19 protein-coding genes and 3 tRNA genes are annotated in these 25,240 nt (G+C 44.9%); 10 read left to right on the top strand and 12 right to left on the bottom strand.

Going from position 1 to position 25,240, the window contains the following annotated elements; all coding sequences use genetic code 11:
* Positions 1–2 precede the first annotated feature (2 nt).
* Entirely contained in the window at positions 3–2,435 is a 2,433-nt protein-coding gene (locus tag IE070_RS08715) for an EAL domain-containing protein (RefSeq protein ID WP_189482513.1), read from the top strand.
* 178 nt (positions 2,436–2,613) lie between these two features.
* Here IE070_RS08715 and IE070_RS08710 read toward each other — a convergent pair whose 3' ends face one another.
* The 6 genes from IE070_RS08710 to IE070_RS08685 all read right to left on the bottom strand — a co-directional run bounded on the left by IE070_RS08710 (position 2,614) and on the right by IE070_RS08685 (position 9,521).
* Positions 2,614–2,991, bottom strand: coding sequence for a hypothetical protein (locus IE070_RS08710; protein ID WP_189482511.1), 378 nt, complete (start codon positions 2,989–2,991; stop codon positions 2,614–2,616).
* A 78-nt stretch (positions 2,992–3,069) separates the two neighbouring features.
* Positions 3,070–6,177 carry an efflux RND transporter permease subunit gene (locus tag IE070_RS08705; protein ID WP_189482509.1) on the bottom strand — a complete coding sequence of 1,036 codons (3,108 nt, stop codon included), beginning with the start codon at positions 6,175–6,177 and terminating at the stop codon, positions 3,070–3,072.
* A 12-nt stretch (positions 6,178–6,189) separates the two neighbouring features.
* A complete protein-coding gene (locus IE070_RS08700) occupies positions 6,190–7,332 on the bottom strand; it encodes an efflux RND transporter periplasmic adaptor subunit (RefSeq protein WP_189482507.1) in 1,143 nt (380 codons plus the stop codon).
* Entirely contained in the window at positions 7,329–7,925 is a 597-nt protein-coding gene (locus tag IE070_RS08695; RefSeq protein WP_189482505.1) for a hypothetical protein, read from the bottom strand. The genes IE070_RS08700 and IE070_RS08695 overlap by 4 nt, the downstream gene beginning before the upstream one ends.
* A gap of 77 nt (positions 7,926–8,002) precedes the next feature.
* Positions 8,003–8,380, bottom strand: a complete 378-nt coding sequence (locus IE070_RS08690; RefSeq protein ID WP_229796994.1) for a hypothetical protein — start codon at positions 8,378–8,380, stop codon at positions 8,003–8,005.
* 85 nt (positions 8,381–8,465) lie between these two features.
* Entirely contained in the window at positions 8,466–9,521 is a 1,056-nt protein-coding gene (locus IE070_RS08685; RefSeq protein ID WP_189482503.1) for an RNA-guided endonuclease InsQ/TnpB family protein, read from the bottom strand.
* A 216-nt stretch (positions 9,522–9,737) separates the two neighbouring features.
* On the opposite strand from IE070_RS08685, the gene IE070_RS08680 reads away from it, so the two are divergent.
* The 4 genes from IE070_RS08680 (at position 9,738) to IE070_RS08665 (ending at position 15,100) form a co-directional block, all read left to right on the top strand.
* Positions 9,738–12,131, top strand: a complete 2,394-nt coding sequence (locus IE070_RS08680; protein WP_229796993.1) for a TonB-dependent receptor — start codon at positions 9,738–9,740, stop codon at positions 12,129–12,131.
* A 197-nt stretch (positions 12,132–12,328) separates the two neighbouring features.
* Positions 12,329–12,886, top strand: coding sequence for a hypothetical protein (locus IE070_RS08675; RefSeq protein WP_189482501.1), 558 nt, complete (start codon positions 12,329–12,331; stop codon positions 12,884–12,886).
* A gap of 45 nt (positions 12,887–12,931) precedes the next feature.
* Positions 12,932–14,008: a winged helix-turn-helix domain-containing protein gene (locus tag IE070_RS08670; protein ID WP_189482499.1), complete on the top strand. Its 1,077-nt coding sequence runs from the start codon at positions 12,932–12,934 to the stop codon at positions 14,006–14,008.
* A gap of 117 nt (positions 14,009–14,125) precedes the next feature.
* A complete protein-coding gene (locus tag IE070_RS08665) occupies positions 14,126–15,100 on the top strand; it encodes a sulfite exporter TauE/SafE family protein (protein ID WP_189482497.1) in 975 nt (324 codons plus the stop codon).
* A 154-nt stretch (positions 15,101–15,254) separates the two neighbouring features.
* Here IE070_RS08665 and IE070_RS08660 read toward each other — a convergent pair.
* Positions 15,255–15,330: transfer RNA gene (locus IE070_RS08660), tRNA-Gly, on the bottom strand.
* Between the two features lie 274 nt (positions 15,331–15,604).
* On the opposite strand from IE070_RS08660, the gene IE070_RS08655 reads away from it, so the two are divergent.
* On the top strand, positions 15,605–16,942 hold the full coding sequence (locus IE070_RS08655; RefSeq protein WP_189482495.1) for a hypothetical protein: 1,338 nt from the start codon (positions 15,605–15,607) through the stop codon (positions 16,940–16,942).
* A gap of 173 nt (positions 16,943–17,115) precedes the next feature.
* On the opposite strand, the gene IE070_RS08650 is transcribed toward IE070_RS08655, so the two are convergent.
* The 5 genes from IE070_RS08650 to IE070_RS08630 form a co-directional block, all read right to left on the bottom strand.
* Positions 17,116–17,191, bottom strand: a tRNA-Gly gene (locus tag IE070_RS08650).
* Between the two features lie 62 nt (positions 17,192–17,253).
* Positions 17,254–17,340 (bottom strand) — tRNA-Leu (locus IE070_RS08645).
* A gap of 150 nt (positions 17,341–17,490) precedes the next feature.
* A complete protein-coding gene (locus IE070_RS08640; protein WP_189482493.1) occupies positions 17,491–17,697 on the bottom strand; it encodes a helix-turn-helix domain-containing protein in 207 nt (68 codons plus the stop codon).
* Between the two features lie 399 nt (positions 17,698–18,096).
* Positions 18,097–18,633, bottom strand: coding sequence for a TIGR00645 family protein (locus tag IE070_RS08635; RefSeq protein ID WP_189482491.1), 537 nt, complete (start codon positions 18,631–18,633; stop codon positions 18,097–18,099).
* A gap of 110 nt (positions 18,634–18,743) precedes the next feature.
* Positions 18,744–20,051 carry a hypothetical protein gene (locus IE070_RS08630; protein WP_229796992.1) on the bottom strand — a complete coding sequence of 436 codons (1,308 nt, stop codon included), beginning with the start codon at positions 20,049–20,051 and terminating at the stop codon, positions 18,744–18,746.
* Positions 20,052–20,499: 448 nt separating this feature from the next.
* Here IE070_RS08630 and leuA point away from each other — a divergent pair, with 448 nt between their 5' ends.
* Genes leuA through leuD form a run of 4 tightly spaced genes read left to right on the top strand, consistent with a single transcriptional unit; the run spans position 20,500 to position 25,165 of the window.
* Positions 20,500–22,086 carry a 2-isopropylmalate synthase gene (gene leuA / locus IE070_RS08625; RefSeq protein ID WP_189482489.1) on the top strand — a complete coding sequence of 529 codons (1,587 nt, stop codon included), beginning with the start codon at positions 20,500–20,502 and terminating at the stop codon, positions 22,084–22,086.
* Complete coding sequence (gene leuB / locus IE070_RS08620; RefSeq protein ID WP_189482487.1) at positions 22,083–23,159, top strand: 3-isopropylmalate dehydrogenase; 1,077 nt, start codon at positions 22,083–22,085, stop codon at positions 23,157–23,159. Before leuA ends, leuB begins: the two co-directional genes overlap by 4 nt.
* Positions 23,160–24,566: a 3-isopropylmalate dehydratase large subunit gene (gene leuC / locus IE070_RS08615; RefSeq protein ID WP_189482485.1), complete on the top strand. Its 1,407-nt coding sequence runs from the start codon at positions 23,160–23,162 to the stop codon at positions 24,564–24,566. It abuts the gene before it with no gap.
* Complete coding sequence (leuD, locus tag IE070_RS08610; protein ID WP_189482483.1) at positions 24,563–25,165, top strand: 3-isopropylmalate dehydratase small subunit; 603 nt, start codon at positions 24,563–24,565, stop codon at positions 25,163–25,165. Before leuC ends, leuD begins: the two co-directional genes overlap by 4 nt.
* Positions 25,166–25,240 lie beyond the last annotated feature (75 nt).

The raw sequence follows: 25,240 nt of genomic DNA, 5'->3' as shown, positions 1-25,240 counted from the left end.
TTATGCATGAAATGTTAGAGGATTTGGGGTTACTGTATCGGGCGTTGATGGACTCAGCGGCCGATGCCATTATTGTAATTGACGATAACGGCCTTATTTTACATTTTTCTCGCTCAGCTGAATTGCTATTTGAATATACTGCGCTTGAATGCCAAGGCAAAAATGTCAATATGCTGATGCCAGAGCCCTATCACTCAGCGCATGATAAGTATCTGCAGAACTACCATCAAACGGGCAACGCTAAAATTATTGGTATTGGCCGCGATGTTACTGGCCGTAAAAAAAGTGGCGCACACTTTCCAATGCATTTATCGGTGGGTAAAGCGCGAATAAAAGACCGCGCTTGCTACATCGGTATCTGCCATGATCTATCAGAATACAAAAAAACGCTCTCCGAAAAGCTCAACATTGAATCACTGCAAAATGCGCTATTTGATGCGGCTGTTGATGGCATTATTACGATCAACGAACAGGGTAGTATTACCAGCTTTAATCGCGCAGCAGAGCAGCTATTTGGCTATCAAAAACAGGAAATAATAGGTCAAAATGTTAAATGCTTAATGCCTTCGCCTTATCGCGAATCCCATGATGGTTATTTAACGAATTACACCCAAGGGGGTAAAGTTCAAATCATTGGCATTGGCCGAGATGTGCCTGGCCTACGCAAAGATGGCAGCATTTTTCCCATGCGTTTGTCGGTTGGGAAAGCGAAAACTGATGGGGGTAAGTTTTACATTGGCGTGTGTCACGATCTTACCGATTACCAAAATGCTTTAATTGAATTAGCACAAGCAGAGCAGCGTTATAAAAGTATTGTGGAGTGCCAAGGACAAATAATATGTCGGCTTGATGCCCAATACAAATTAACTTTTGCCAATAAGTCTTTCCAGCGCATTTTTGAATGCTCGGAACATGAAGTGATCGGCATGCATTTTATTAATTTTATCCCTGGTGATAAGCATGAGATGCAGCAAATATTACATGAGATCGCGTTTAGCGATATCGACACCCAATTGCATTTTAAAACATTGATGCTGCGTAAAAGTGGCAAATTTAATATTGAGTGGTGGTTTACTAAATTAGCCAATGAGAATGGCGTTGATCAAATTCAAGGTTTTGGTATTGATATCTCCGAAAAAGAGGAAGCATTACGCGAAGCCGCCTTTTTGAAAAATCATGATCCCTTAACTGGGTTACTTAATATTGATACCTTTACGGCTGCCTTACCTGGATGGATGACAGGGCAGCGATATGCCATTTTATATACCGATTGTAACCACTTTGGCCTTATTAATAATCGCTTTGGTTTTGATGTTGGCGATATTATGCTGATTGAATCCTCTCGGCGTTTAAAAATATGCATGAAACAACCTGCGATGTTTTGTCGCCCTGGTGCAGATGAGTTTATTATCGCAGTGGGTATTTATGACGTTAATGATGCCTTGATGATTGCTGAATCGGTTTTAGACGCATTAAGCAAACCCTATCATGTTGCGGAAAACGAAATTAGGGTAAGTGTAAAAATCGGTGTGTCGATTTTCCCAGATGATGCCAACGCGGTAACGCATGTGATTAGGCAAGCGGAATCGGTATTAGCGCGAGCTAAACTTAGCCAAAACAATATTGCGTTTTATGATCCTGTTGCACATGGATCGCTACAACGGCAATTGGATGTAGAACAACGTTTACGTCTTGCCATCGAACATCATCTATTACAGGTCTTTTTACAGCCTAAAACCCATTTATCTTCGCAGCAAGTTGTGGGCTATGAAGCCTTATTGCGCTGGAACGATCCCATACTCGGTTTTGTCTCACCAATTGAATTTATTAAGGTCGCAGAGCAAATGTTGCTGGCCACCATGATAGATCGCTATGTGTTAAAAACGGTTTTTCTGCGAATTCGCCGCTGTCTTGATGAAAATATTACCGTATTGCCGATTGCTGTAAATATCACGTCGTCACACTTTGGCGATCCGTCGTTACTCGACTATATTTTTTCGTTATCACGCGAGCATCAGGTGCCTTTAACCTATATTGCGCTTGAAGTAACTGAAGGCGTATTGTTAGAAATGAATGCCCAAGTACAGCAAAACCTGTTCAACCTGAGGCAGCAAGGAGTAAAAATCGCTATCGATGACTTTGGCACAGGTTATTCTTCCCTAAGCTATATTAGAAAATTGGCAGTAGATGCCATAAAAATTGATAAAAGCTTTATCGACGATTTAAGCGATGAAGTCGGTCAACAACTTATTTCAGCCATTCTAGCAATTGCCCAGGCTGTAAAATTAGAAGTCATTGCTGAGGGCGTAGAAACCGAGCAGCAACGACAATTATTGTTACAACTGGGGTGTGATTTTGGTCAAGGTTACCTCTTTGCCAAACCTGCGTTTATTGATGACGTGTTATTTAAAAACACGCCAAATGAAACACTATAAACGCTTTGCTAAGCAGATGTTCTTGTTAGCCAACTAGAACACCCTTCAGTTTTAACTTTTAATTACCAGCATTTAAACTTACTTGAACCGCCATTTGTACATATGCTTAGTTCATCGCTTTGTTCATCGCTTGGTTGATTTTTGTGGGTGATACTATTAATTGATTGTCGGCGTAACATCAAAAACTGTATCGTATCGTCATCATTTTTTTATTTTTATCTGTTAACGTAATAACCACTTTTGCGCCATCTGGTATCTGTAGTTCTGGCACATGCATTTTGCCTGCGCCAATTGAACGCAACATCACCTCTGATTTTTTACCCGCGGCAAGTATCACTACTTGCCCTGTGAGTGATTCTGTCGCAAACGGCTCACCATGATCGCCAACATAGAGACTAACACCTTCTTTCTCACGTACCAGTTCAAAACTAAGATCATACTTAGTGTAAACCACGCCTCCATACTGAGGTTTCACATCCGTATGACTTAGCACAGCCGGCGAAACCAGGACCAGGCTACCCACAATTATCATCATAGTAGCGAATGTTCTTAACATGATTTTTTTACCTTTTATAACCGACAAACTTGCATCAGGTGTTGTCATAAAACCTGTTAATAATCAAATACAACAATCTTACATCATCTCGTCAGAAGCATGGTTAAGCCAAGTCAGCGTTGGTTTTTCGCCAAACAACCAAAACAGCAACGGTGTTAACAAAGTGTCTAGCAAAGTTGAACTTAGTAGCCCAGAAAAAATAACAACAGCAACAGGATGTAGAATTTCTTTACCCGGCTGATCTGCTGCCAGCAGCAATGGCACTAAGGCAAAAGCGGTCACCATGGAGGTCATTAGTACAGGCGCCAAACGCTCTTGTGCCCCCCGTATAATTAAGCCAGAACTAAACACTTCTCCTTCGTGGCGACACAAATTCAAATAGTGACTCACTTTTAAAATGCCATTGCGTGCCGCAATGCCAGTTAGAGTGATAAAACCAACCACGGAAGCAACCGAGAGCGGCGTTTGGGTTAACCACATAGCCACAAGTGCCCCTGTTAACGCCATCGGCAAACTACACATGATAATACTGGCGAAAATGAGTGATTGATAACGCACATACAACACTAAAAAAATGAGGCTAAAAGAGAGAATGGACAATAACACTAACAGTTTCATCGCCTGTTCTTGTGCGAGAAATTGGCCTTCAATACTGACAAAGCTATCTGTAGGAAGCGACGTTTCACCCACAATCTTACGCACTGCGGCTAAAAGCTTGCTAACATCCGCGTTCTCACTATTTGCATAAATAACAATGCGGCGCTGTCCGTTCTCCCGATTGATCTGATTGGGTCCATCAAGCAGTGCTATTTGCGCCACAGCAGAAACCGGTATGCTGCCCATTGGGGTGTTGAGTAATACCTTTGCCAGCTCATCAGGCGTTCTGCGTACTTCAGGTAAGCGTAAAATCAGCTCAATACGTTTAACACCATCAATAATATCAGTAATACGGGTGCCATCCGTTAACATTGCCAGCTGCCTTAGCGCGTCGCCAGGCGACAGACCATATTGTGCCAATTTGGCGTGATCGAGTCTAACAACCAATTGCGGGATCAGAACTTGCTTTTCGACAGTCACATCGACTAACCCTGGCACTTGCGCTAATTGCTGTCGCAGGTGTTCAGCACTGATCCGCAGGCTATTTAAATCATCTCCAAACACCTTAACCGCCAGCTGCGCGCGCACGCCAGACAAAAGATGATCCAGTCGATGCGAAATGGGTTGGCCTATGGCCACTTGCGCGGGCAACACCGCCAGTTTTTGTCTGATCTCAGCCAAAACCTCATCCCGAGTTCGGTCGGAGCTGATTAAATCTACATCAATTTCTGACGAGTGCACTCCCTCAGCGTGCTCATCTAATTCAGCGCGCCCTGTTCGTCGTCCTACTTGATGTACCTCTGGAACTGACATTAACAAGCTTTCAGCCAGCTGACCCATTTGGTTAGCTTCATTTAACGCTGTGCCGGGTTGAAACAACACCCCCAGCACCAGAGAGCCCTCGTTAAAAGTAGGCAAAAAAGCACGGGGCAACGCCATTACCGTAAACGCAATTACCAGCATTGTCGCACTGGCTATTGCGATCAATCGCTTAGATTTGGGTAGCGCCCAATCAAGCCAATGTTGTTGTGCGCGTTTTAACACGCTTAGTAAAGCGCTGTCTCCACGATGGAGTTGTTTCATTTTGGGAAGTAAATAAAAGCAAAGCACTGGCGTAAGCGTCATCGATATCAACAAGGATGCGAGAATCGCTACAATGTAGGCTACGCCAAGCGGGGCAAATAATCTCCCCTCAATACCAGGTAACGCAAAAAGGGGCAGGAAAACTAAAATAACAATAGCCGTGGCATAAACGATGCCAGACCTGACCTCAACACTGGCTTGCCAAATCACTTTCAGTACCGGATCTGGCGTTACACGTTGTACGTTTTGCTTTAAACGGCGCAGAATATTCTCGACATCCACTACCGAATCATCAACAAGCTCACCAATAGCGATAGCCAACCCACCTAAGGTCATAACGTTGATAGATAAACCTAACCACTTAAATACCAATATTGTTATCGCTAATGAGAGGGGAATTGCCAGCAAAGATATAATCGTAGTACGTACAGACAGCAGGAACACAAAGAGGATCAGCACTACCATGACAGTGCCATCGCGAAGTGCTTCAGTCACATTATCTACCGAGGCGGTAATAAAATCGGCCTGTCTAAACAGTACTTGCGGTGCAGCAAGTCCCTGCGGTAGACCTGGTTGCATCTCACGCAATGCGTGTTCAACCGCTCGTGTGAGTTGTACGGTATCAGCACCAGGCTGCTTTTGAACATTGATAATCACTGCCGGCATGCCGTTAAAGCCAGCATCTCCGCGCTTTACTGCCGCGCTGTAGCTCACCGTGGCAACTTGATCTAATCTGATTGGTAAGCCATCGCGCATGCTTACCGCGAGTTGACGAACATCGTCTAAACCTTGAGTACGCCCCACATGGCGGATTAAATACTCCCGATTCCCCAGATCAATAAAGCCCCCTCCCATATTTGCGGCAAAATCGGTTAGCGTCTGTTGGAGCTGTTGCAAACTGACCTCATAGTGACGCAATCTCGCCGTGTCCGGCTCTACCCTGAGTTGTCGCACCTCCCCTCCCATAGTAATCACTTGGGAAATACCGGGTAGAGCTAATAAACGTGGCCTTAGCACAAAATCAGCATATTCTCTGGCTTCCATTGGGGTTGCCTTGGCATCAGCGGACAGGGGCAAAGCCAACAACATAATTTCACCCATGATGGAAGAAACCGGTCCCATCGTTGGGACGATATTTGCGGGCAACTGAGCGCCGGCTAGAGAGAGACGCTCTGCAACCAATTGCCTGTTGCGATAGATATCGGTATCCCAATCGAATTCAATATATAAAATGGATAAACCAATACCGGAGGTTGAGCGGATCCGCGTAACGCCAGTCACACCATTTAAGAGATTTTCTAAAGGAAAAGTGACGAGTTGTTCAACCTCTTCTGGCGCCATACCTCCGGCTTCTGTCAGCACGGTAATAATCGGTTTATTCAGATCGGGAAACACATCAACGGGTAGCTTTGGCACCTGCCATAAACCATAGATTAACATTATCAAGGCAGCGACAATAACAAACAGACGATGCCGTAAGCTCGCACGAACTAACGTGGTAAACATACTGATCGCTCCTTAGCGTATCTGGTTAAGTAACGAGGCGCCTTGCACCACGACACGGTTATCTTCACCTAACCCATCAGTAATAAGTACCTGATCTGGCGCCAAAACCTGATATTGCACCTGCTGCGGTAAAAAGCGTTCGGCAGAGAGTTTAATCCACACTACAGGTAAATTAGCCGAGTTCCTCACCACAGCTTGTGTTGGCAGCACAATGCCCTGTTGCTGCTGCTTTAGCTTTGCACGCAGCCTCAGCGGCTGCTCAATAATCAATGGCGTGGCATTTAGTTCAGCAGGCGCTAGTGGTTCAAAATACAAGGGAATTTGCCCCTGCTTAAGTCGTGCGGCATGGCCAATCAGCTGAAGTATAATTCTGGGATCGTGCTCAACAGTGGCACTCTCTATCGTTGTTAACAAATGAGGATCGACCGTACGCGCTTCAATCATCAGTTTTGTGGGGTCCACTATTTCAAACAAGGTTTCACCAGCCTGTACCCACTGACCACGACTGATGTTTTCGGCATGCACAATACCCGTAAGTGGCGCCAGCAAAACCTCTGGTTGTTCTAACCCCTGTTGTAATACTTGCTCTTGCAAATTAAGGCGTTGTAATGTGGTTTTGAGCTGCTCTAATTGCTGTGCAACAGCTAAATCGCCAAGTTGTTGCAGCCGTTGAATATCGCGTACTACTTGCTCTGCTTCGGTACGCACTGCGATAAGTTCACTGGTTTGGCTGGCGAGCTCAAACGCAGTATCCTGATAACGAATATAGCCAAGCACGTCCCCTGCTTTAACAACCTGCCCAGTGAGAGGAATACCCTTAGCACCTGCATCCAGACGACCATTACTGCTAGATTGCACCACCGCTTGGCCTGAAGGATGTGCACGAACGATACCATCTAATTGCACATACTCAGCCGTCATACTGATCTGCACAAACTGCGTTAAAATCTGTAATTGACGCTGCGTTGCCATTGGCATTAATACTGATCCATCAGCTTGTCGGCCTAACTGATGCATCGATGTAGTAGGCCCGTCTGCCAAGTGTTCACCATTAGGACCATGCGCCCCAGGTGCTGCCATTACACTTGAGGCACTTGCCAGTATCAGGCAACTTAACCAAACATGTTTGATAAAAAAATATTTCAATCCGTTCATGTTGTGACTCCGCGGCGACCTAACCAGAAACCTGCACCCAAGATGAAAAAACCGGTTACCAGCAGCCACCAAGGAACATGATGGTGATGGTGTTCTGGGACATCATTAACGTGAGTGAGATGCTCGCTGTTATCCAGACTGGCAGTTAACAAATCCGCCTGGTTTACACTGATAATAGTTAGGATTAATTCATGACGGCTGGCTTGCTGCAAACGCTGCACCAGCTCGGGGTTCTTGATAATGTAATGATGTTCCGCTGCTACAAAATCAGCTGTAGTTGCCAGCTCACCGCTCTCAAGTTCTATTTGCGCATCAGCAATAAATTGGTTTGTTGCAAAATCATGCAAATATAAGACGATAGTATCGTGTTGTAATTCACCCACCAGTTCAAATACATCACTAAATGTTTCAAAGCGGGGGTTTAGTGATACCTGAGTATGCGTATCTGTTGCTAAATGTTCACCATCAGGGCCATGTGCACCTGGCGCAGCATATACAGCATGACTTTGAAGAAATACGCCAAACAGCAAAAAAGTAAAAAGAACAGACATAGCGGTAGCTACACTAAATAGCGTGTAATATCGAAAAACCATAATTAATCCTGAAAGGAGTGCGTAATCAATTACTCCGCGACGTGTCAGCGGAGACTAATAATGTTAAACAACAAAAATCAGGCTTTGGGGGGCGGTGTAGTATGGTGCAGGAAGGGATCAGGATGAACCTGAAGTAAGTGTTTATTTGGGCGTGATAAAACGGCTTGGCATTTTAACATGCTGGGCTGAAGCAACGCAGGTTGTGTGGCGGACACATCACAAGAAATGTGTTTTCTCGCCTCTGCAGAAAATTCCAATTGGATGTTTTGAGGATCTTTCTCATCATGGGTGTGTGGCTTTCCCCAAAAATGTAAAGCGTCATGTGAAAACGATTGGATAAGATGATTATTTTTATGCAAAAAACTAGCGCCCAGCGTTTGAAAGCTAAGTGCAATAAGAAAAAAAAAGATAATCGTTTTTCGCAGCATATTAACTACAACAATAAAATAACGCATTTAGATTAGCATGGTTACTCTGCTACCGTTAAAGGTTTTTACATCTGTAGCCTAAAAAACTTCAAAAATTGACATCCTCCCCGCCCTAAAGGACGGGGATTCCTCCTGCGAGACGCTGATGCCCCAGCGCGAGAATGTTCTTTGCTGCGTTAATGTCGCGGTCATGATGAGTACCGCAGTCATAACAAGTCCATTCTCTTATTCCAAGTCCTGGTCTACCTTTCAGACTGCTGTGGCGTGAGCCACAGCGCGAACAGGATTGGGTAGTATAGGCTTCGTTGATGCTCTGATAGACAATGCCTGCGTGAGCGCATTTGTATGCCAGCATAGTCCTCAGCAAGCCCCATCCTGCATCTAAAACCGATTTTGCCATCTTGGTTTTAGTGAGTTTAGTGCTTGATACATCACCTATGAATATGGCCGCATTTTCATTCACGAGCTTACGGCTGTATTTGTGTAATTTGTCTTTGCGGCGGTTTTTTATTTTCGCGTGTATCGCCTTTACACGGCGTTTCTTGCTGGCGCGTTGCGCCAGTCCTAATTTAGCTTCTAACGTGCGGTAGTCACGGCTTGGGACACTTACACCGTTAGAGTCGGTAGCAGCAGCCTTACAGCCTAAGTCGATACCGACACTGGCAGTACCCGTTGATTGCGTTGTGTCAACTTCAACGACAACATTAAAATACCAGCGGCCTCTGGTATCTTCTGTAAATGAGGCAGATTTAAACGCATAGCCAGACAGTCCATAGCTATCCCATACCTTATAATATTGCCTGTTAAAGTAGACTTGACCGCTTTTGAAGCAGGCAGCGCCAGATTTAATGGGGATCCAGCCTAGCGAGCGTTTAGCGCCACCTGACTTGCGCCAGCGAAGCTTAGCTTTCTTAAATTGCTTTCGGCGTGTCACGTACTCTTTAGATACTTCCTGAACGGTTTGGCTGTGCAAACCTAAGTCTTTAGCGCAACCGTTAGTATATTTCTGAATGTCGAAGTCGGATAAAAAGCGGCCATGCTCACGAATATTCCGCGCACTTAATTCATTGACATAATTCCATACAAAGTTCACCTGTCGAGCTTGCGCTGACAGGGCTTTAGCGTGCTTATCACGCACACGAACTTGGAGTGTTTTGATTGCTTTCACACTGTTAATTTATACAGCATCATTGCTGTTGTCAACCTTATGCCGCTTTGCGTCATGCGCTATCCACCCCCGCCCTAAAAGGGCGGGGCATTACGCACAGTTTTGGTAAAAACGTTAAAGTGTGCAAATTGCAGCGGTGTACTTTTGCTTGTTCGTTTGAAGCAAATCTGTATAATGTTATAACATCACCAAAATAGTGCTCATTTAGGACCCATTATGCATCACTCTCGTACCTTAAAACGTTATAGCGTTTTAGCCGCACTAATCAGTTTAAGTTTTAGCGTAAATGCCCAAACACAAACCGGATCACAACGTTTTACGGGTGTTGTGATTGATCAACAAGGCCAACCCATAAAAAATGCACGGGTTCATCTTCATGGCCGCCAGCAATATATCTATGCCGATGCTGAAGGTAAGTTTAGTATTCAAGCACCGGTTAATGCTGAATTGCATATTTCTGCTAGCGGGTTTGGCGATACCTTTATTGTTACAACACCAGATCAACCTCAATTAACTGTGCGCTTAACCGAAGGGCGAATGGAACGTATTGTGGTCGCGGCATCGGGTATTCACAAATACAATTTAGAAATGGCCACGCCCGTTTCAGTGCTGAGTGCTGAAGAACTGTCAAGACGAACTGAACCTACATTAGGTGAAACCTTAAAGTACGAACCCGGTGTGCATGCTAACTATTATGGACCGGTTGCCTCTAGCCCAATCATCCGTGGCTTGGATGGTCCTAGAGTAAAAATAATGAATAATGGCTTGGATACAGGCGATGTCTCGCGCATTGGACCTGACCATGCCATAACCGCTGATGCACTTTCCGCTGAGCAAATAGAGGTGCTACGCGGCCCAGCTACATTACTTTATGGAAGTGGGGCTATAGGTGGGGTTGTAAACGTAGTAGACAATCGTATTCCCCGCCAATTAAGGGCTATTAATGAAACAAAATTAGAAACGCGTTACGTTGATGTTTCTGATGAAAAGATCGTTGCCCTCAATCACGAGGGAAGCCAGAACAATGTGGCATGGCATTTTGACGGATTTAATCGTGATACCAACAACTATGATATTCCCACTTTTACTAACGACGAAGGGGAAACCAGTAACACACTTGAAAACTCTTGGACACGCAGTAATGCCTTAAATGCGGGGATCAGCCTGATCAACGAACGCGGTTTATTCGGCGTAAGTGTGGGTCGATTAGATACTGATTACGGTATTCCTGGACACCACGAACATGGTCATGAACATGGGGATGAGCACAGTGAAGAAGATGAACATGAAGAAGACGCTCATGAAGAAGAAAGCGTCTTTGCTAAACTAAAACAAAATCGGGTGAGTTTGGCAGGTGAACTCTATACACCGTTCTCAGGCATAGAAACGCTGTCATTTGTTGCTGCCTACACTGATTATCAACACCAAGAAATTGAAGATGGTGAGCCGGGAACCACTTTTAAAAATAAAGCGCTAGAGAGCCGAGTTACCCTTGAGCATGAAACATTTAATGGTTGGCATGGTTTAGTCGGCTATCATTTGCAACGCTCTGATTATCAAGCATTTGGTGAAGAAGCCTTTACGCCTGATAGCGTAACGCTATCACAAGCTATCTTTGTGCTTGAAGAAAAACAATTTGGTAATGTAACGGCGCAACTCGGTGGTCGTGTTGAAAATACCCGACACGATGCGGGCCTTATTTCCCTTGGCCATGAGCTTGAAGTAGAACATTCGCTTAAAGACACCTTTACGGCGTTAAGTGCATCAGCCGGTTTAGTTTGGGAATTTGTACCAGGCTTCTCTTGGGCAGTGGCAGTAAGCCACTCAGAACGTGCACCCAGTGCCGCTGAGCTGTATTCGAATGGTGCACATATCGCTACACGCAGTTATGAATTAGGACTCGCTTATGAGTTGCATGATGGTGAGTTAGAACGTTCAGACCGTCGTGCTAAAAAAGAAATTGCCAATAATCTTGATCTTACGTTTAGACACTTTCAAGGTGATTTAACCTTTACCTATAATTTCTTTTTAAATAACGTCCATGATTATTTGTATTTAGCCAATACCGGCTTATCAATGGATGATCTGCACTCCGAGCATAGCGAGCATGCTGAGCACGCAGAAGAAGCCCATGAGCACGAAGGGCATGCTGAAGAAGGTTTCCCGTTATATCAATACCAACAACGGGATGCGACATTATACGGAATGGAATTTGAGGCGCGCTATCAACTGAATGCTGCCAATTCTCTCAATGTTTTTTTTGATGCTGTGAGAGCGAAATTAAAAGATGGTGATTATTTACCGCGCATCCCGCCGTATAAATTTGGCTTAGGTTACCAATACAGCGGTTTCAATTGGCGTGCCGATGTTGGCCTGACACACTATGCTAAACAAGACAAAGTTGCGTTTTATGAAAGCCCAACAGCACGCTATACCTTGTTAGATGCAAGTCTGAACTATGACTTTAATCTCGCAAAAGTGGATATGACTGCATTTATACGTGGCACCAATTTAACCAATGAACTGGCTTTCGTACACAGCTCCTTCATCAAGGAAGATGCTCCACTGCCTGGTAGAGCCTTAACCATCGGTCTTCGTGCGATATTTTAACAAAAATATACATTGTAACGTATCATGGGCACTAGTATTATCTTGTGCTCATGTATTCAACTATACCCTCTCTTGATCACTAGCTTATCTTGTAAATAACCGCTTTACATAACAAAATTACTCTTCCTCATTTTTTTCTCATGTTTTTTTAAATCATATCGCCACAATAAAGAACATTTTATCAACGGGTGGTCATCATGAAAAAAAATAGGCTTTTGCAATTCACGTGGATAACGCCATGGCGTATTGTGTTGTGGGGTACTGTAATAGCGTTATTGCTCCTCCCCTTACTTGCGATGCAATTTACAGTTGAGGTGCATTGGACCGGCTTCGACTTTGTAGCAGCCACAGCATTATTGGGCGGTACCGCACTACTTCTGGAACTCGCCTTCCGAAAACAGAATACTGTTGCACGACGCGTTGGCTGGAGTATTGCTGCGCTATCCTCCCTATTATTAATTTGGATAAATTTAGCAGTGGGAATTATTGGAAACGAAAATAACCCCACTAATTTACTCTATTTTATTATCATAATTACCCTGATATTAGGTACATTACTCACCCGATTTAACGTATTTAGCGCACACCATGTTTTATGTTTTACAGCTGCAGTTCAAGTCGGTATCGAAGTAATAATTCAATATAATGATCTTGGTGCCGCCCCTTTCTTAACAGCCGCATTTACGTTATGTTGGCTGTTAGCCGCCGGCCTATTACGACAGGCTATCAGCGTTCCAAGTAGCATAACGAACTAAAAAATGACTATTATTACTTATCGAAGCAGTTGCTGAGTAGCTTACGTGGATAGACTACGTTTTAAATTTGAGCATTTTGAACTGGCACCTGAACAACGACAACTTTTTCAGTCGCGGCAACTTGTGGAGCTAAATAGCCGTTACTTTGACGCCTTGCTGCTTATGCTGCAACACGCAGGTAAATTAGTTACTAAACAACAATTTTTCGATCAGGTGTGGCCAGGAATTGTGGTTAGCGACGAAGCATTAACGCAGTGTATTCGAACGCTACGTCGCTTACTCAATGATAGCGCAACTAAGCCACACTTTATTGAAACCGTGCCTAAACATGGTTATCGGTTTATTGCCCCTGTCGCAATGATCACATCGTCGTTAACGCCAGAGACCGACACACCGTTAATTACCAATAAAAATACTGTAATATCCCAAAGCTTATTTTGGCAATACCTTGGTTCTGGGATAGGTGGAGCAATCTGTGCGGGCGTGCTAGGCGGTATACTATACGGCATGCTGGCTATGTTATTAGCGCCCTCTGTTAACACACAAACACTCTCACTGTGTTTAGTCACTACTTGTATTACTTTATTGCTTGCGATGTTAGCCGGAGCCGCGATAACAGCGGCAATAAGCGCCGTCCGAATACACTTTCCTAATCAACCTTACCCGATAGTTTTCGCCGGCATGGTAGGCGGTTTAGTTATCGGCGGCTTTGCTAATTTGCTGTTTAGTGAGATGTTAACGCTATTTTTTGCTGGCAGCCCTTCGCATCTAACGGGTGCCCCCGAAGGCGCTATCATCGGCGGTGCTACGGCTCTTGGTGTAATAGCCAGCAAACATAGAAAATCCACTGCATTTTTGCATCTCGTTTGGCCAGGACTGCTCGCAGGCGGCGGCATTTATTTAACAGGAGGAAACTTACTCGCGGGAAGCTTAATGCAACTTGCCAGTGAGTTTCGTGATGCCCCTTTTGGGCAACTATTACAACCCGCCTTATTTCTACAAAATGAACATTTAACGTCAATACTCTTCGTCTGCACGCTGGCTGAAGCCATCTTGTTTATTGCAGGAGTATTATTGGGCTTGCGACACCTCAATAATATTTTGTCTCAAACGATAAACTGACACACACTATTTTTACGCATCAGTGCTACAGCCATCTATGCGCTGATCGGTAACTCAGGTAAAGTGTAAAAACAATAATGAATATTTTGAACGTGCTTTTGTTAAGTAAGGTATAACATGTTTGCTTTACCGGTTTTTCGTCTCTGGTTTTTCGTCGCATTAGGCACTTGGTTCTTCCTTTTTTTTACACGTTCAGATTTGCACTTCTTAGCAGACCATTGGTATTACCCCGCTATTATGGTAGTTGGCGCCTTTGTTGCGGGGCTTACCCCCGAAGGCGGGGGGGCAGTTGCTTTTCCGGTGTTGAATATTTTTCTGCAGATTGACCGCGAAATGGCGCGTGATTTTAGTTTAATGATTCAAAGTATTGGTATGACAAGTGCCAGTATTTATATCCTTAGCCAAAGCACGAACAAGAGGGTTTTTATACCGTTACTCTGGATGATCCCACTGTGTTTTGCCGGCTTTATTCTCGGTATGCATTATTTACAAGGCTTACCAATCTATCTTATTCAAGCCCTGTTTTTAAGCTTAATCACCGCCTTTGCAGTGGTATACAGCTTGTCTGAGCATCGCGGCCACCACACCGCAATGCGCTCCCCCAAGCAGACCGAATGGGCGATGGTATTAGTTATATTGCTTTTGGGCGGGATGTGCGCCAGTTTGTTTGGAACGGGGGCCGATATTATTTTATACACCCTCCTAGTGACCCGCTTTCGTATGCACGAAAAAGTGGCAACCCATATGGCGATTATGTTGATGGCAGCCATTAGTATCGGTGGTTTTACGTATCGCGCACTGGTTGATAACGCCTTGACACCCTATCAATATCAAACCTGGCTTTGTGCTTATCCGGTAGTATTAATGATGGCACCGTTTGGCGCGTACATCCTTAGCCGGGTCAACAAAGAATGGATGTTACGTGGTATTGCCGTGTTAAACATCGGACAATTGGCGTACTTTGTTTTATACAATGGCAGCCCTGCTAAGTGGTTTTGGGCCGCATTATTCACCACCCTGTTATCAGTGATATTTTTTGTAAGTCTACGGCGGATCAGTGCTACAACTGTTATCACTAACGTAAAACAGTGAGCATTTAATTGCAGTCACAACAAAGGCTATTCATAGGTATTAATAGCCGTTAACCTGTCACAGTGACTGTGTGGCATGTGAGAGTCAAGCGGTGTAATGCTAGCAAGAAACACGCATAAAAAAAGCCGCTTAGATAAGTGGCTTTTTCGGAATTTGGAGCGAGTTACGAGGTTCGAACTCGTGACCTCGACCTTGGCAAGGTCGCGCTCTACCAGCTGAGCTAAACTAGCATGTTGTGTTACACACGAATTACACATGACTTTTTGTAGTTCGTTATTCTGCGTTTTAGTGATTAAAAAACATATTTAAAATCAACTAAATGGTTCCCGGGGCCGGACTTGAACCGGCACGGGGTTTCCCCCGAGGGATTATAAATCCATTCTGATGCGCAGAACCAAGGTAGCACAGAGCATAAATTGCTCTGTGTACAGATTGACGAATTCTGGCTAACTCTCTACTTTTAACCAATTAGCCTGAAATATTCCGCGAACTGGAGTAACCGCCATGTGGCGACAACGCCTAACGGTTTTTAAAGATAAACCCGAGATAAGCTTGCTGCGGGAAATGAGTACAACAAGCTGGCGTTTGTACCATGTAAAAGATAAATCCGCATGGTTTCTTGATGCCTTCGCACCTGAAGGCGCACCACCCAGTCTCGGCGCGCATTATGATAGCCTTATCAAAATACCCGACATTATTTGCCCAGAATTTGAAGCATTTTTAGCTGAACACCCCAACAAATTTGACTCTTTTCAAATTTACAGAGAAATCTTGCATGAGGCGATATTTCTTAGCCAAATGTTTAACACTCAAGTACTTTCCTCATATAGTGATGATGAAGAGAGTGATTTTGTTGCCGTGGCTGAACACGGTGAGCTTAAGCTGCTACGCTTTGGATGCTATACAGAAGAAATTCGCCAACTGACCCGCGCAGAAGCATTTGCGGTTGATAGCCACATTACGGCTATACATGTCAGCGATAAAGAAATCGACATAAACAGAATCGAGGTTTACGAGTACCTTACTTACCAAGCACAAAAGTTACCTAACACACCGATAATGCTTTACCCCTTTCATCGCTATGTTGAAGGATTAATTGGCAACCTAGTCGTTTTTAAAACACTCTGGTCATCTTCTGACACCGAGCCACCTAATCTTATTTTCCGTAATGCACATATCACTCTGCGTGATCAGTTTGCTGTGGTATTACCTGACTATACTGCTGATATCGACGACTTTGAACTGATCGCGCAGTATCGCTTTAGACCAAGTCTCAGGACTGTCACCGCAAAAATACTAGGCGACCTATTGACGTTCCTTCACAAACGACTAAAAAAGCACCCACTAACCATCTTATCCAGTTTGCTGCTTTTAATCATAATGGTTTTTGGGCCCAATAGAGCCTTAGATGAGAATCACAGTAGCAAAAATAGCTTTGAGGGTAGCTGCTTAGCCTCGGGGGGAGAGCCTCGTATTGATAAGTCTTTATCTAAGATCACACCTGGCCTTGGCAAGCGTTGTGTCATAGCAGGGCTAAGCTATCCCGAGCATCTAATCCCTGCGGTAGCTGGCGACACGCGGTTAATAGCAGTGCATTACTCACAAGCGCCTTGCCAAGCTGATCAGAGCCAAGATTGTATGCTGCTTGATGGCGCAGAATTTCAGGAGATGATTGCCGGCTTTACGCCTCAACCCGATACTCGAGGTGTTCTACTCCTTAACCGCACCACGCTTTGTAACAAAACAGGGCCCGCAGAATGTGCAGCTGATGCGCCGGTTTTTCATTATCAACTACAACGTCAATTACTCGTATCGTCAGGCTCAGCACCTAAAGTAGATTGAAGCACTGCGGTTTAAGCTAATCGTTCCAACCTACTATGGGTAAGTATGAGATGTTAGATTCTAAGATAGAACTGAATAACGTGAAAGTGCTTCAGAACCTAGTAAGTAAGACTATGCTAAAAGCGATACCAAAGATGTAAAAAAGCCGCTTTAAAAGCGGCTTTTTTTTAATCTGGAGCGAGTTACGAGGTTCGAACTCGTGACCTCGACCTTGGCAAGGTCGCGCTCTACCAGCTGAGCTAAACTCGCATTTGCAATTACTTGCGTCTGGTGTGTTCTGGTTGAATCGTTTACAGCAAACCTAGTTTAAATGGTGCCCGGGGCCGGACTTGAACCGGCACGGGGTTTCCCCCGAGGGATTTTAAATCCCTTGTGTCTACCGATTTCACCACCCGGGCATCGAATGTGTAAAAGTATTAGCAGAACGGCGCGCATGATATTAAAGCTATGGCGTTATTGCAAGTAATTTATAACACCTTATTGCAATAAACTGACTCTTCGCACATTTTTTAGCCTAACACGGTCATTTTACTAGCATTTTCTCTATGTTAGGGTAGCAACTCTTTAGCATCACAATCCAGTACCATCGCAATACGATATAACATGGATACCGTGATATTTGCTTCTCCTCTCTCTATTCGCCCTAGATAACTACGATCGACATCAGCGTGTAGCGCCAGATTATCTTGGCTTATTTTTGCTAAGTGTCGCTTTTCGCGTATTTTTGCACCAATAACAATGGAAATTTCGATCATTACACTCCCTCGTAGCTGGAAGCGCACTATGAAAATTTAGTCACCAATAAGCCACGGACTATAGTCCGTAAGGTAGTAGCAAAAGGTAAATTTTTGTGCAGGCTATCGCTTTTCGAGCAAAAAACACTCAGTTAATGTCCTATTTTGCGCATTATAATAAAAACTTAAACGTTACAGCTACTGTTGCTCTGAGAATAATTCATCCTTTGATAGCATTAAATTTGACGTAGCCGATTACAAAAAGAACAAAAAAAAGTGTCTTGATTGACAGGTGCTACGAGGAAATTAGCCGAGGAGGTAGTAAGTGTTATATGAGCATCAGCATTAAGCTGTATCGATTAATACGCTAAATGCTGAATACTGAGTGGAAGGAGTTTTAGAATGCTATTTTAAACTATTCTATAAGCTATCTTTTAAACTGGTCTCAGATATGGCCTTATCTGCAGCTTTATCGCGTAAGATTTTATCTAACAACCCCATCGCAAAGGCTGATACCACAAAGGTAATATGAATAAGTAAATACCACATAATTTTGTCATTAGGGATCGACTCGGTATTCATAAACACTTTTAATAAATGAATCGAAGAGATGGCTACAATAGACGCGGCGACCTTATTTTTTAACGAATTAGAGTCCAACTTCCCTAACCAACCTAACTTATCATCATGCCCATGCAAATCTAAACGGGACACAAAGTTCTCGTAACCCGAGAACATCACCATCACAATTAAGCCCCCCACTAACGCAATATCAATTAAGCTAAGCGTAACAAGGATCAGCTCAACCTCTTTCATACTAAAAAGACGTGGAATAAAGGTGATGACTTCTTGAAAAAACTTAACCCCTAGAGCCAGTAAACATAAACTTAGCCCCAGATAAATTGGCGCCATAATCCACCGTGTGGCATACATCAAGCGCTCAAAAATACGTTCCATTTCTTTTTCCTACTCTCTGAATACGCGCAAAGCGCAAGTTTATCAACACCCATTATACGCTGGCTCGCATCGACAAGCACGCCCCGCCATTAACACGCACGTCTCGTTAATTACCAATCCAGCGACGAAGGTAACCGCGGACTAGTCAATAAGGTTTTAAAGCGTTGCCAACGTATTTCTTCCGTTGTGGCCTGCTCAATGTAAGCTTTTACCAGATCTTTACCCCAGTTGTAATTAATCACATAAGCACCATATGCTTCAACAAAACGTAAGCGCTGGCGTGCTTCGGCTTCGCTTTGTAGTAAATACTGCTGCTGAAGCGCAACAAACTGCTCGGCATCTATGTCTTTATTTAAATACAATCTGGCGGTTTCATTTCCGGCATAACTTAATTGTGCCAGCAGTTTCAAAAACCGATCGTATTCTGCCGCTTTACTGGCATCTAACCCAGCTAACGGATATAACACATCGCTTTCATATTGTAGCTTTTGTTCGCCTGGAAACGCCATTTCAATACCATAATTGGCCGTTCCTTCGGCAATTAACGATTGCGGGCTAAACAAGGGATATACCTGAAACTCCACCCACCCCAGATCATTACTTAAATGCTGCTCGAGCAAAGCATTGTAGGCATGATGACCTGGATACCCTTCGTGACACCCCAAATCGACTGCACGTGAGATATCAATAGGCCGCTCGGTATTAATTTGAATCAAACTAAAGGCGTTTCCCTTAAACCAGTTGTAGCCACTCCAGGGTTTGTCTTTTACAAACTCTAGTGTAAAACTTTCGTGCGCAGGTAACGTTAAGTACTTGGCGCTACGCGCTTTACATTCTTGTATGGCCTGCTCAAACACTGCCGCTAATTTGTCTTCTGGGATCACAAACTGTTTTCGATAGGCAACAACACGTTCCGTAAGCGATCCTTCGCCTGGCACCAGTTGCTCAAGTTGCTGTAAGATTGGCTCAAAAGTCGCTAATTCTCGCTGCGGTGGCACCGTATCATATAGTTCAGCGGCTTGTTGCTCAAAGCCCGCATGGCTATCATTAGTAAGGCTATTAGCATGACTAATTAATGCGGTTAGCTGTTTATCTAAATAATGCTGACGTAACCGTAACGTGGGATCAGATAATGTAGACTCACGTACTTGCGCTTGCAGTGCCTGCGCCATTGTCACGATATCTGCCGTAGCTTTGCCTGATTGCTTGGCGGCTTCTGCCCACGCAGGGGGACCATAATAGGCATCGACATAACTGCTATCGTGTTCACCCAGTGCCAATACTAAACCAACATATTGCTCAGCGAGTGGGTTTAAATCGGTAACAGGTACGCCGATATCCTCTGGCGCTTTGCTACACGCATGCAAAAACGCAACAGACAGTAGCGTGATAGTAGGTAATATATGATTTGCTTTCACAAAGCAGTTCCTTGATTTACGCGTTCTTAAGTAAATAGATGCACTAATCTAGCTGTAGCCGTTACTTGGTGCAATCGTTGTTTAGGGCACTTTATCATTTTGTACCGAAAAAACGTCTCCCCCCTTTGACTACAATTACAGGTTAGCGTTAGCAACGTGGGTTTTGCCCTTTTTTATCCATTTAGCCATCTATACTGTTGCGCTTAGAAAATAACCATGCTATTAATAAACACGAATTGCGATAAATGATTTACAGGCAGCAAATGATTTCTTCGGTAATAGTGCGTTTCAATAGCCTCCTCCTCGTGCTCCTCTGCGCTGCGCGGGGCTGTGCTTATTGGTGAAACCTCACTACCGATAAACCCTAAAACCCCGTGCCCAAGGCCGGGGTTTTTCGTTTTTAGCCCGGCAGAAAGTACGTCAAAGATCATGCTTAAAGGAACGCGTAATGAGTGCTGATAATAAAATCTGGATTTTCGATACTACCCTGCGAGACGGCGAACAAGCGCTGCGGGCGAGTTTAAGCCAAAAGCAGAAAATTCAACTGGCGCATGCTATTGCCCGCTTAAATGTCGATGTGATGGAGGTCGGGTTTCCGGTATCCAGTCCTGGTGATTTTGATTCGGTGCAACGCATCGCTCGGGAAGTAAAAGGCCCAATCATCTGTGGCTTAGCGCGAGCAGTAACGGCAGATATTGAAGCCTGCGGGGAAGCCTTAAAAGATGCAGAACGTCGCCGTATCCATACCTTTATTGCTACCTCGCCACTGCACTTACAATACAAACTTCGTAAAACCTTAGCTCAAGCAACTGAGCAAGCTGTCGCTGCCATCAAATTGGCCAGCCGCTACACCGACGATATCGAATTTTCCTGTGAAGATGCCGGGCGAACGCCACTGGATGATTTATGCTGGATAGTAGAGCGCGCTATTGCCGCCGGCGCTACCACCATTAATATTCCGGATACGGTGGGCTATACCATTCCCAACGAATTTGCCGCTATTATCCACACGTTAAAAAATAAGGTACCAAATATCGATAAGGCCCGTTTGAGTGTGCATTGCCATAACGATTTAGGCTTAGCGGTAGCCAATAGCATTAGCGCTATCCAAGCCGGTGCACGGCAAATTGAATGTACCGTAAATGGTATCGGTGAGCGTGCCGGTAATTGCTCACTGGAAGAGGTGGCGATGATTATTAACACCCGCAAGGATGTGTTGGCCCCTCTGTACACGGATATTAAAACCACCGAAATTTACCGCAGCAGTCATTTAGTTAGTCAAATTTGTAATATGCCAATACAACCTAATAAAGCGATTGTGGGTGAAAACGCCTTTGCGCATAGTTCAGGCATTCATCAGGATGGCGTATTAAAAGCACAAAATACCTACGAAATTATGTCGCCCGAGCAAGTGGGGATCCGCCAAAACGAATTAAACCTAACGTCGCGCTCTGGCCGCCATGTTATTCAACATCGCTTAGCTGAACTGGGTTACACCAAAGAAGATTATGATTTAGAAGCCGTGTATAAAAGCTTTGTGGCGCTGGCCGATCAAAAAGGCCGCGTGTTTGATTATGATTTAGAAGCCTTGGTGTTTTTCCAGAACCTGCAAGAACAAGACGAATACTACAAGCTGGAGTTTTTAAGCTCTACCACCCATACCGGCCATGTGGCTAGCGCCACTGTAGGCCTAAATTGCAATGGTACTGTGGTTACCGAAGCCTGCACGGGCAATGGCCCGGTAGAGGCTGCATTTCAGGCCGTACAACGCATTAGTCAATTATCCATTCGAATGGTTGATTTTAACTTAACCGCAAAAGGCAGCGGCGAAGATGCCTTAGGCCAAGTTGATATTATTGCTGAGTACGAAGGCCGCCGTTTTCACGGTGCCGGTTTAGCCACAGACATTGTGCGCGCCTCGGTACTGGCATATGTGCATGTGTTAAATATGATACAACGCGCACACAGGATCCATGCCCACAAACAAGCCAAACAAGGCGATACCATCATTAAAAAAGTAGCAGGTGAACAATGACAAAGCATTATAACGTGGCCGTGTTGGCCGGTGATGGCATAGGCCCAGAAGTCATGGCAGAAGCCATTAAAGTCCTTAACGTTGTCGCTGATCAATTTCAGTTTGGTTTAACCCTAACGCCTGCATTAGTCGGCGGTGCAGCGATAGATGCGACAGGGGAGCCGCTACCGGCCGACACCTTAGCACTTTGCAAACAAAGCGATGCCATTTTATTTGGTTCGGTCGGCGGCCCGAAATGGACGGGCTTAGCACCCGACAAACAACCTGAGCGTGGTTCGTTATTACCTCTTCGTAAAACCTTTGATTTATTTTGTAATTTACGCCCGGGGCATATTTATCCGGCGTTTGCCGATTTATCGCCTTTGCATCCTCGAGTGAGCAGTTTAGGCATGGATGTACTGTGCGTACGCGAACTAACGGGTGGTATTTACTTTGGTGAAAAAGGCCGTAGTGACAATGATGCCTTTGATACCCAGCGTTACAGTGTAGCCGAAATTAGCCGTATTGCCCGCGTGGCCTTTGCTGCCGCACAAAAGCGCAGTAAAAAAGTGACCTCTATTGATAAAGCCAACGTGCTACAAACCAGTATTTTATGGCGTGAAACCGTAGAACAAATTGCCAAAGAATTTCCGGATGTAACTTTAGAGCATATGTATATCGATAACGCCGCCATGCAGCTAATTCGAAGCCCGCAGCAATTTGATGTTCTATTATGCGATAACTTATTTGGCGATATTTTATCAGACGAAATCGCCGCTATTGCTGGCTCTTTGGGTTTACTGCCTTCAGCCAGCTTAAATGGCAGTGGCTTTGGTTTATACGAACCCGCCGGTGGTAGTGCGCCAGATATCGCGGGCAAAGGTATTGCCAACCCGATTGCCCAGATTTTAAGTGCGGCCTTAATGCTACGCTATAGTTTTGGCGAAGAAGATGCAGCACAAGCCATTGAGCAGGCCGTACAACATTGCTTAGAGCAGCATATTGTGACGCGCGATATTAATCCGAAATCAACTTATGGCACTGCCGCCGTGGGTGCCGCCATAGTGGCAACGTTACGCCAGGAGAGTATGTAAATGGGCCAAACTTTATACCAAAAAATTTACCAAAGTCATGTGGTGGGTAAGTTAAATCCCAGCACCGATTTATTGTATGTAGATCGGCATTTAATTCACGAAGTGACCTCACCGCAGGCGTTTTCTGGTTTACGCTTAGCAGGCCGGAAAGTACGCCGTACTGACTTAACCTTTGCGACCATGGATCATAACGTGTCTACCCAGCGACGTAGCTTAGATGCGGCTGGCGAAACCTCACGCAAGCAGTTAGAAGCGCTAGCCGAAAATTGCGCCGAGAGCCAAATCCCAATTTTAGATTTAACGCACCCAGATCAGGGCATCGTGCATGTGATTGGCCCAGAGCAAGGCTTAACCCAACCTGGGATGATTATTGTGTGTGGCGATTCGCATACGTCTACCCATGGTGCCTTTGGTGCGCTGGCTTTTGGGATTGGCACCTCAGAAGTAGAGCACGTGCTTGCAACACAAACCTTGCCACAACAACAAGCCAAAACCCTAAAAGTGGAAATAAATGGTGAGTTGTCGCCGCATGTGACGGCGAAAGATGTCATCTTAGCCGTGATTGGGCAGTTGGGTACGGCTGGCGGCAATGGCTATGTGGCTGAGTTTTGTGGTGAGACGATTCGCGACTTAAGCATGGAAAGTCGCATGACACTGTGCAACATGAGTATTGAAATGGGTGCCAAAGCGGGCTTAATTGCCCCAGATGAAACCACCTTTGCGTATTTAAAAGGCAAAGCGCATGCACCAAGCGCCGAACACTGGACGGCAGCGGTAAGCTATTGGCAAAGTTTGCATTCTGACAGCGATGCGACATTTGATAAAATCGTAGTCATTGATGCCAGTAGTATTGCCCCGCAAATCACCTGGGGAACCAATCCAGAACAAGTTATTGCGGTGGATACGCCAGTGCCCGCTCCAGAAAGCTTTAGCGACGAGAGCAAGCGTCATGCGGCTGAGCGAGCCCTGCAATATATGGGTTTAACAGCAGGCCAAAAACTGACAGATTGCAAAGTCGATGTGGTATTTATTGGTAGCTGCACCAACAGCCGCATTGAAGATTTACGCGCTGCGGCCAGTGTGGTCGGCACTAAAAAAGTAGCAGCAGGTGTTAGAGCCTTAGTGGTGCCGGGTTCTGGTATTGTGAAACGTCAGGCTGAAGCTGAAGGCTTAGCCGATATTTTTAAAAACGCCGGTTTTGAATGGCGTGAACCCGGTTGCTCTATGTGTTTAGGCATGAATGACGACCGCGTTGCAGCCGAAGAGCGCTGTGCATCAACCAGTAATCGTAATTTTGAAGGCCGTCAGGGGCGTGGTGCTCGTACGCATTTAGTTAGCCCTGCAATGGCGGCGGCAGCGGCCATCGCGGGTAAGTTTGTAAATATCGCTTCAGGAGATTGGGCATGAGCAAGATTTTCACCTCAGGGTTAATATGCCCACTGGATAAAAACAATGTGGATACGGATCAAATCATCCCCAAACAGTTTTTAACCTCGGTGAGCCGCGACGGCTTTGCTGAAGCGCTATTTTACGATTGGCGTTATTTAGCCAATGGCACGCCTAACCCGGAGTTTGTCCTGAACTTTCCGCAGTATCAAGGCGCTTCAATTTTACTTACTCGCGCTAATTTTGGCTGCGGCTCGAGCCGTGAGCATGCGCCCTGGGCCTTACAGCAATACGGATTTCAGGTCATTATTGCCGAAAGCTTTGCTGATATTTTCTTTAATAACAGCGTAAATAACGGCATGCTATTAATTCAACTAAGCAAAACCAATATTGAAATGCTGTTTAACCGCTGTGCACAGGGGCCACAACAGTGGCAAATTGATTTAGCAAGCCAGGAAATAATGTTCGGTAATAATGCCGCCATGGGATTTAATATCGATCCTGATATTAAACAGCGCTTATTGTTGGGCTTAGATTTTATCGGCTCCAGTGAGCAACTGACACCCCAGATCACTGCGTATGAGCAGCAACGCAAAGCCAGTATGCCGTGGCTAGGCTAATTTAGGTATGGCTAGACTCTCCAAGGTGCCTTATCTCGCACCTTGGTGTAGTTAGCCGCCAAACCAGATCATTTT

This window comes from Alishewanella tabrizica, assembly GCF_014652375.1.
In the GTDB taxonomy this organism is placed as follows: domain Bacteria; phylum Pseudomonadota; class Gammaproteobacteria; order Enterobacterales; family Alteromonadaceae; genus Alishewanella; species Alishewanella tabrizica.
The sequence above is the reverse complement of the archived record's forward strand: the minus strand, read 5'-3'. Positions and strand labels throughout refer to the sequence as shown.

Excerpts from the sequence above, each read along its gene's own strand:
- leuA (WP_189482489.1), top strand. The coding sequence starts at position 20,500 with ATGAGTGCTGATAATAAAATCTGGATTTTCGATACTACCCTGCGAGAC.
- leuD (WP_189482483.1), top strand. The coding sequence starts at position 24,563 with ATGAGCAAGATTTTCACCTCAGGGTTAATATGCCCACTGGATAAAAAC.
- IE070_RS08710 (WP_189482511.1), bottom strand. The coding sequence starts at position 2,991 with ATGTTAAGAACATTCGCTACTATGATGATAATTGTGGGTAGCCTGGTC.
- IE070_RS08680 (WP_229796993.1), top strand. The coding sequence starts at position 9,738 with ATGCATCACTCTCGTACCTTAAAACGTTATAGCGTTTTAGCCGCACTA.
- leuB (WP_189482487.1), top strand. The coding sequence starts at position 22,083 with ATGACAAAGCATTATAACGTGGCCGTGTTGGCCGGTGATGGCATAGGC.
- IE070_RS08665 (WP_189482497.1), top strand. The coding sequence starts at position 14,126 with ATGTTTGCTTTACCGGTTTTTCGTCTCTGGTTTTTCGTCGCATTAGGC.
- IE070_RS08695 (WP_189482505.1), bottom strand. The coding sequence starts at position 7,925 with ATGGTTTTTCGATATTACACGCTATTTAGTGTAGCTACCGCTATGTCT.
- IE070_RS08715 (WP_189482513.1), top strand. The coding sequence starts at position 3 with ATGCATGAAATGTTAGAGGATTTGGGGTTACTGTATCGGGCGTTGATG.
- leuC (WP_189482485.1), top strand. The coding sequence starts at position 23,160 with ATGGGCCAAACTTTATACCAAAAAATTTACCAAAGTCATGTGGTGGGT.
- IE070_RS08655 (WP_189482495.1), top strand. The coding sequence starts at position 15,605 with ATGTGGCGACAACGCCTAACGGTTTTTAAAGATAAACCCGAGATAAGC.
- IE070_RS08690 (WP_229796994.1), bottom strand. The coding sequence starts at position 8,380 with ATGCGTTATTTTATTGTTGTAGTTAATATGCTGCGAAAAACGATTATC.
- IE070_RS08635 (WP_189482491.1), bottom strand. The coding sequence starts at position 18,633 with ATGGAACGTATTTTTGAGCGCTTGATGTATGCCACACGGTGGATTATG.
- IE070_RS08640 (WP_189482493.1), bottom strand. The coding sequence starts at position 17,697 with ATGATCGAAATTTCCATTGTTATTGGTGCAAAAATACGCGAAAAGCGA.
- IE070_RS08675 (WP_189482501.1), top strand. The coding sequence starts at position 12,329 with ATGAAAAAAAATAGGCTTTTGCAATTCACGTGGATAACGCCATGGCGT.
- IE070_RS08700 (WP_189482507.1), bottom strand. The coding sequence starts at position 7,332 with ATGAACGGATTGAAATATTTTTTTATCAAACATGTTTGGTTAAGTTGC.
- IE070_RS08705 (WP_189482509.1), bottom strand. The coding sequence starts at position 6,177 with ATGTTTACCACGTTAGTTCGTGCGAGCTTACGGCATCGTCTGTTTGTT.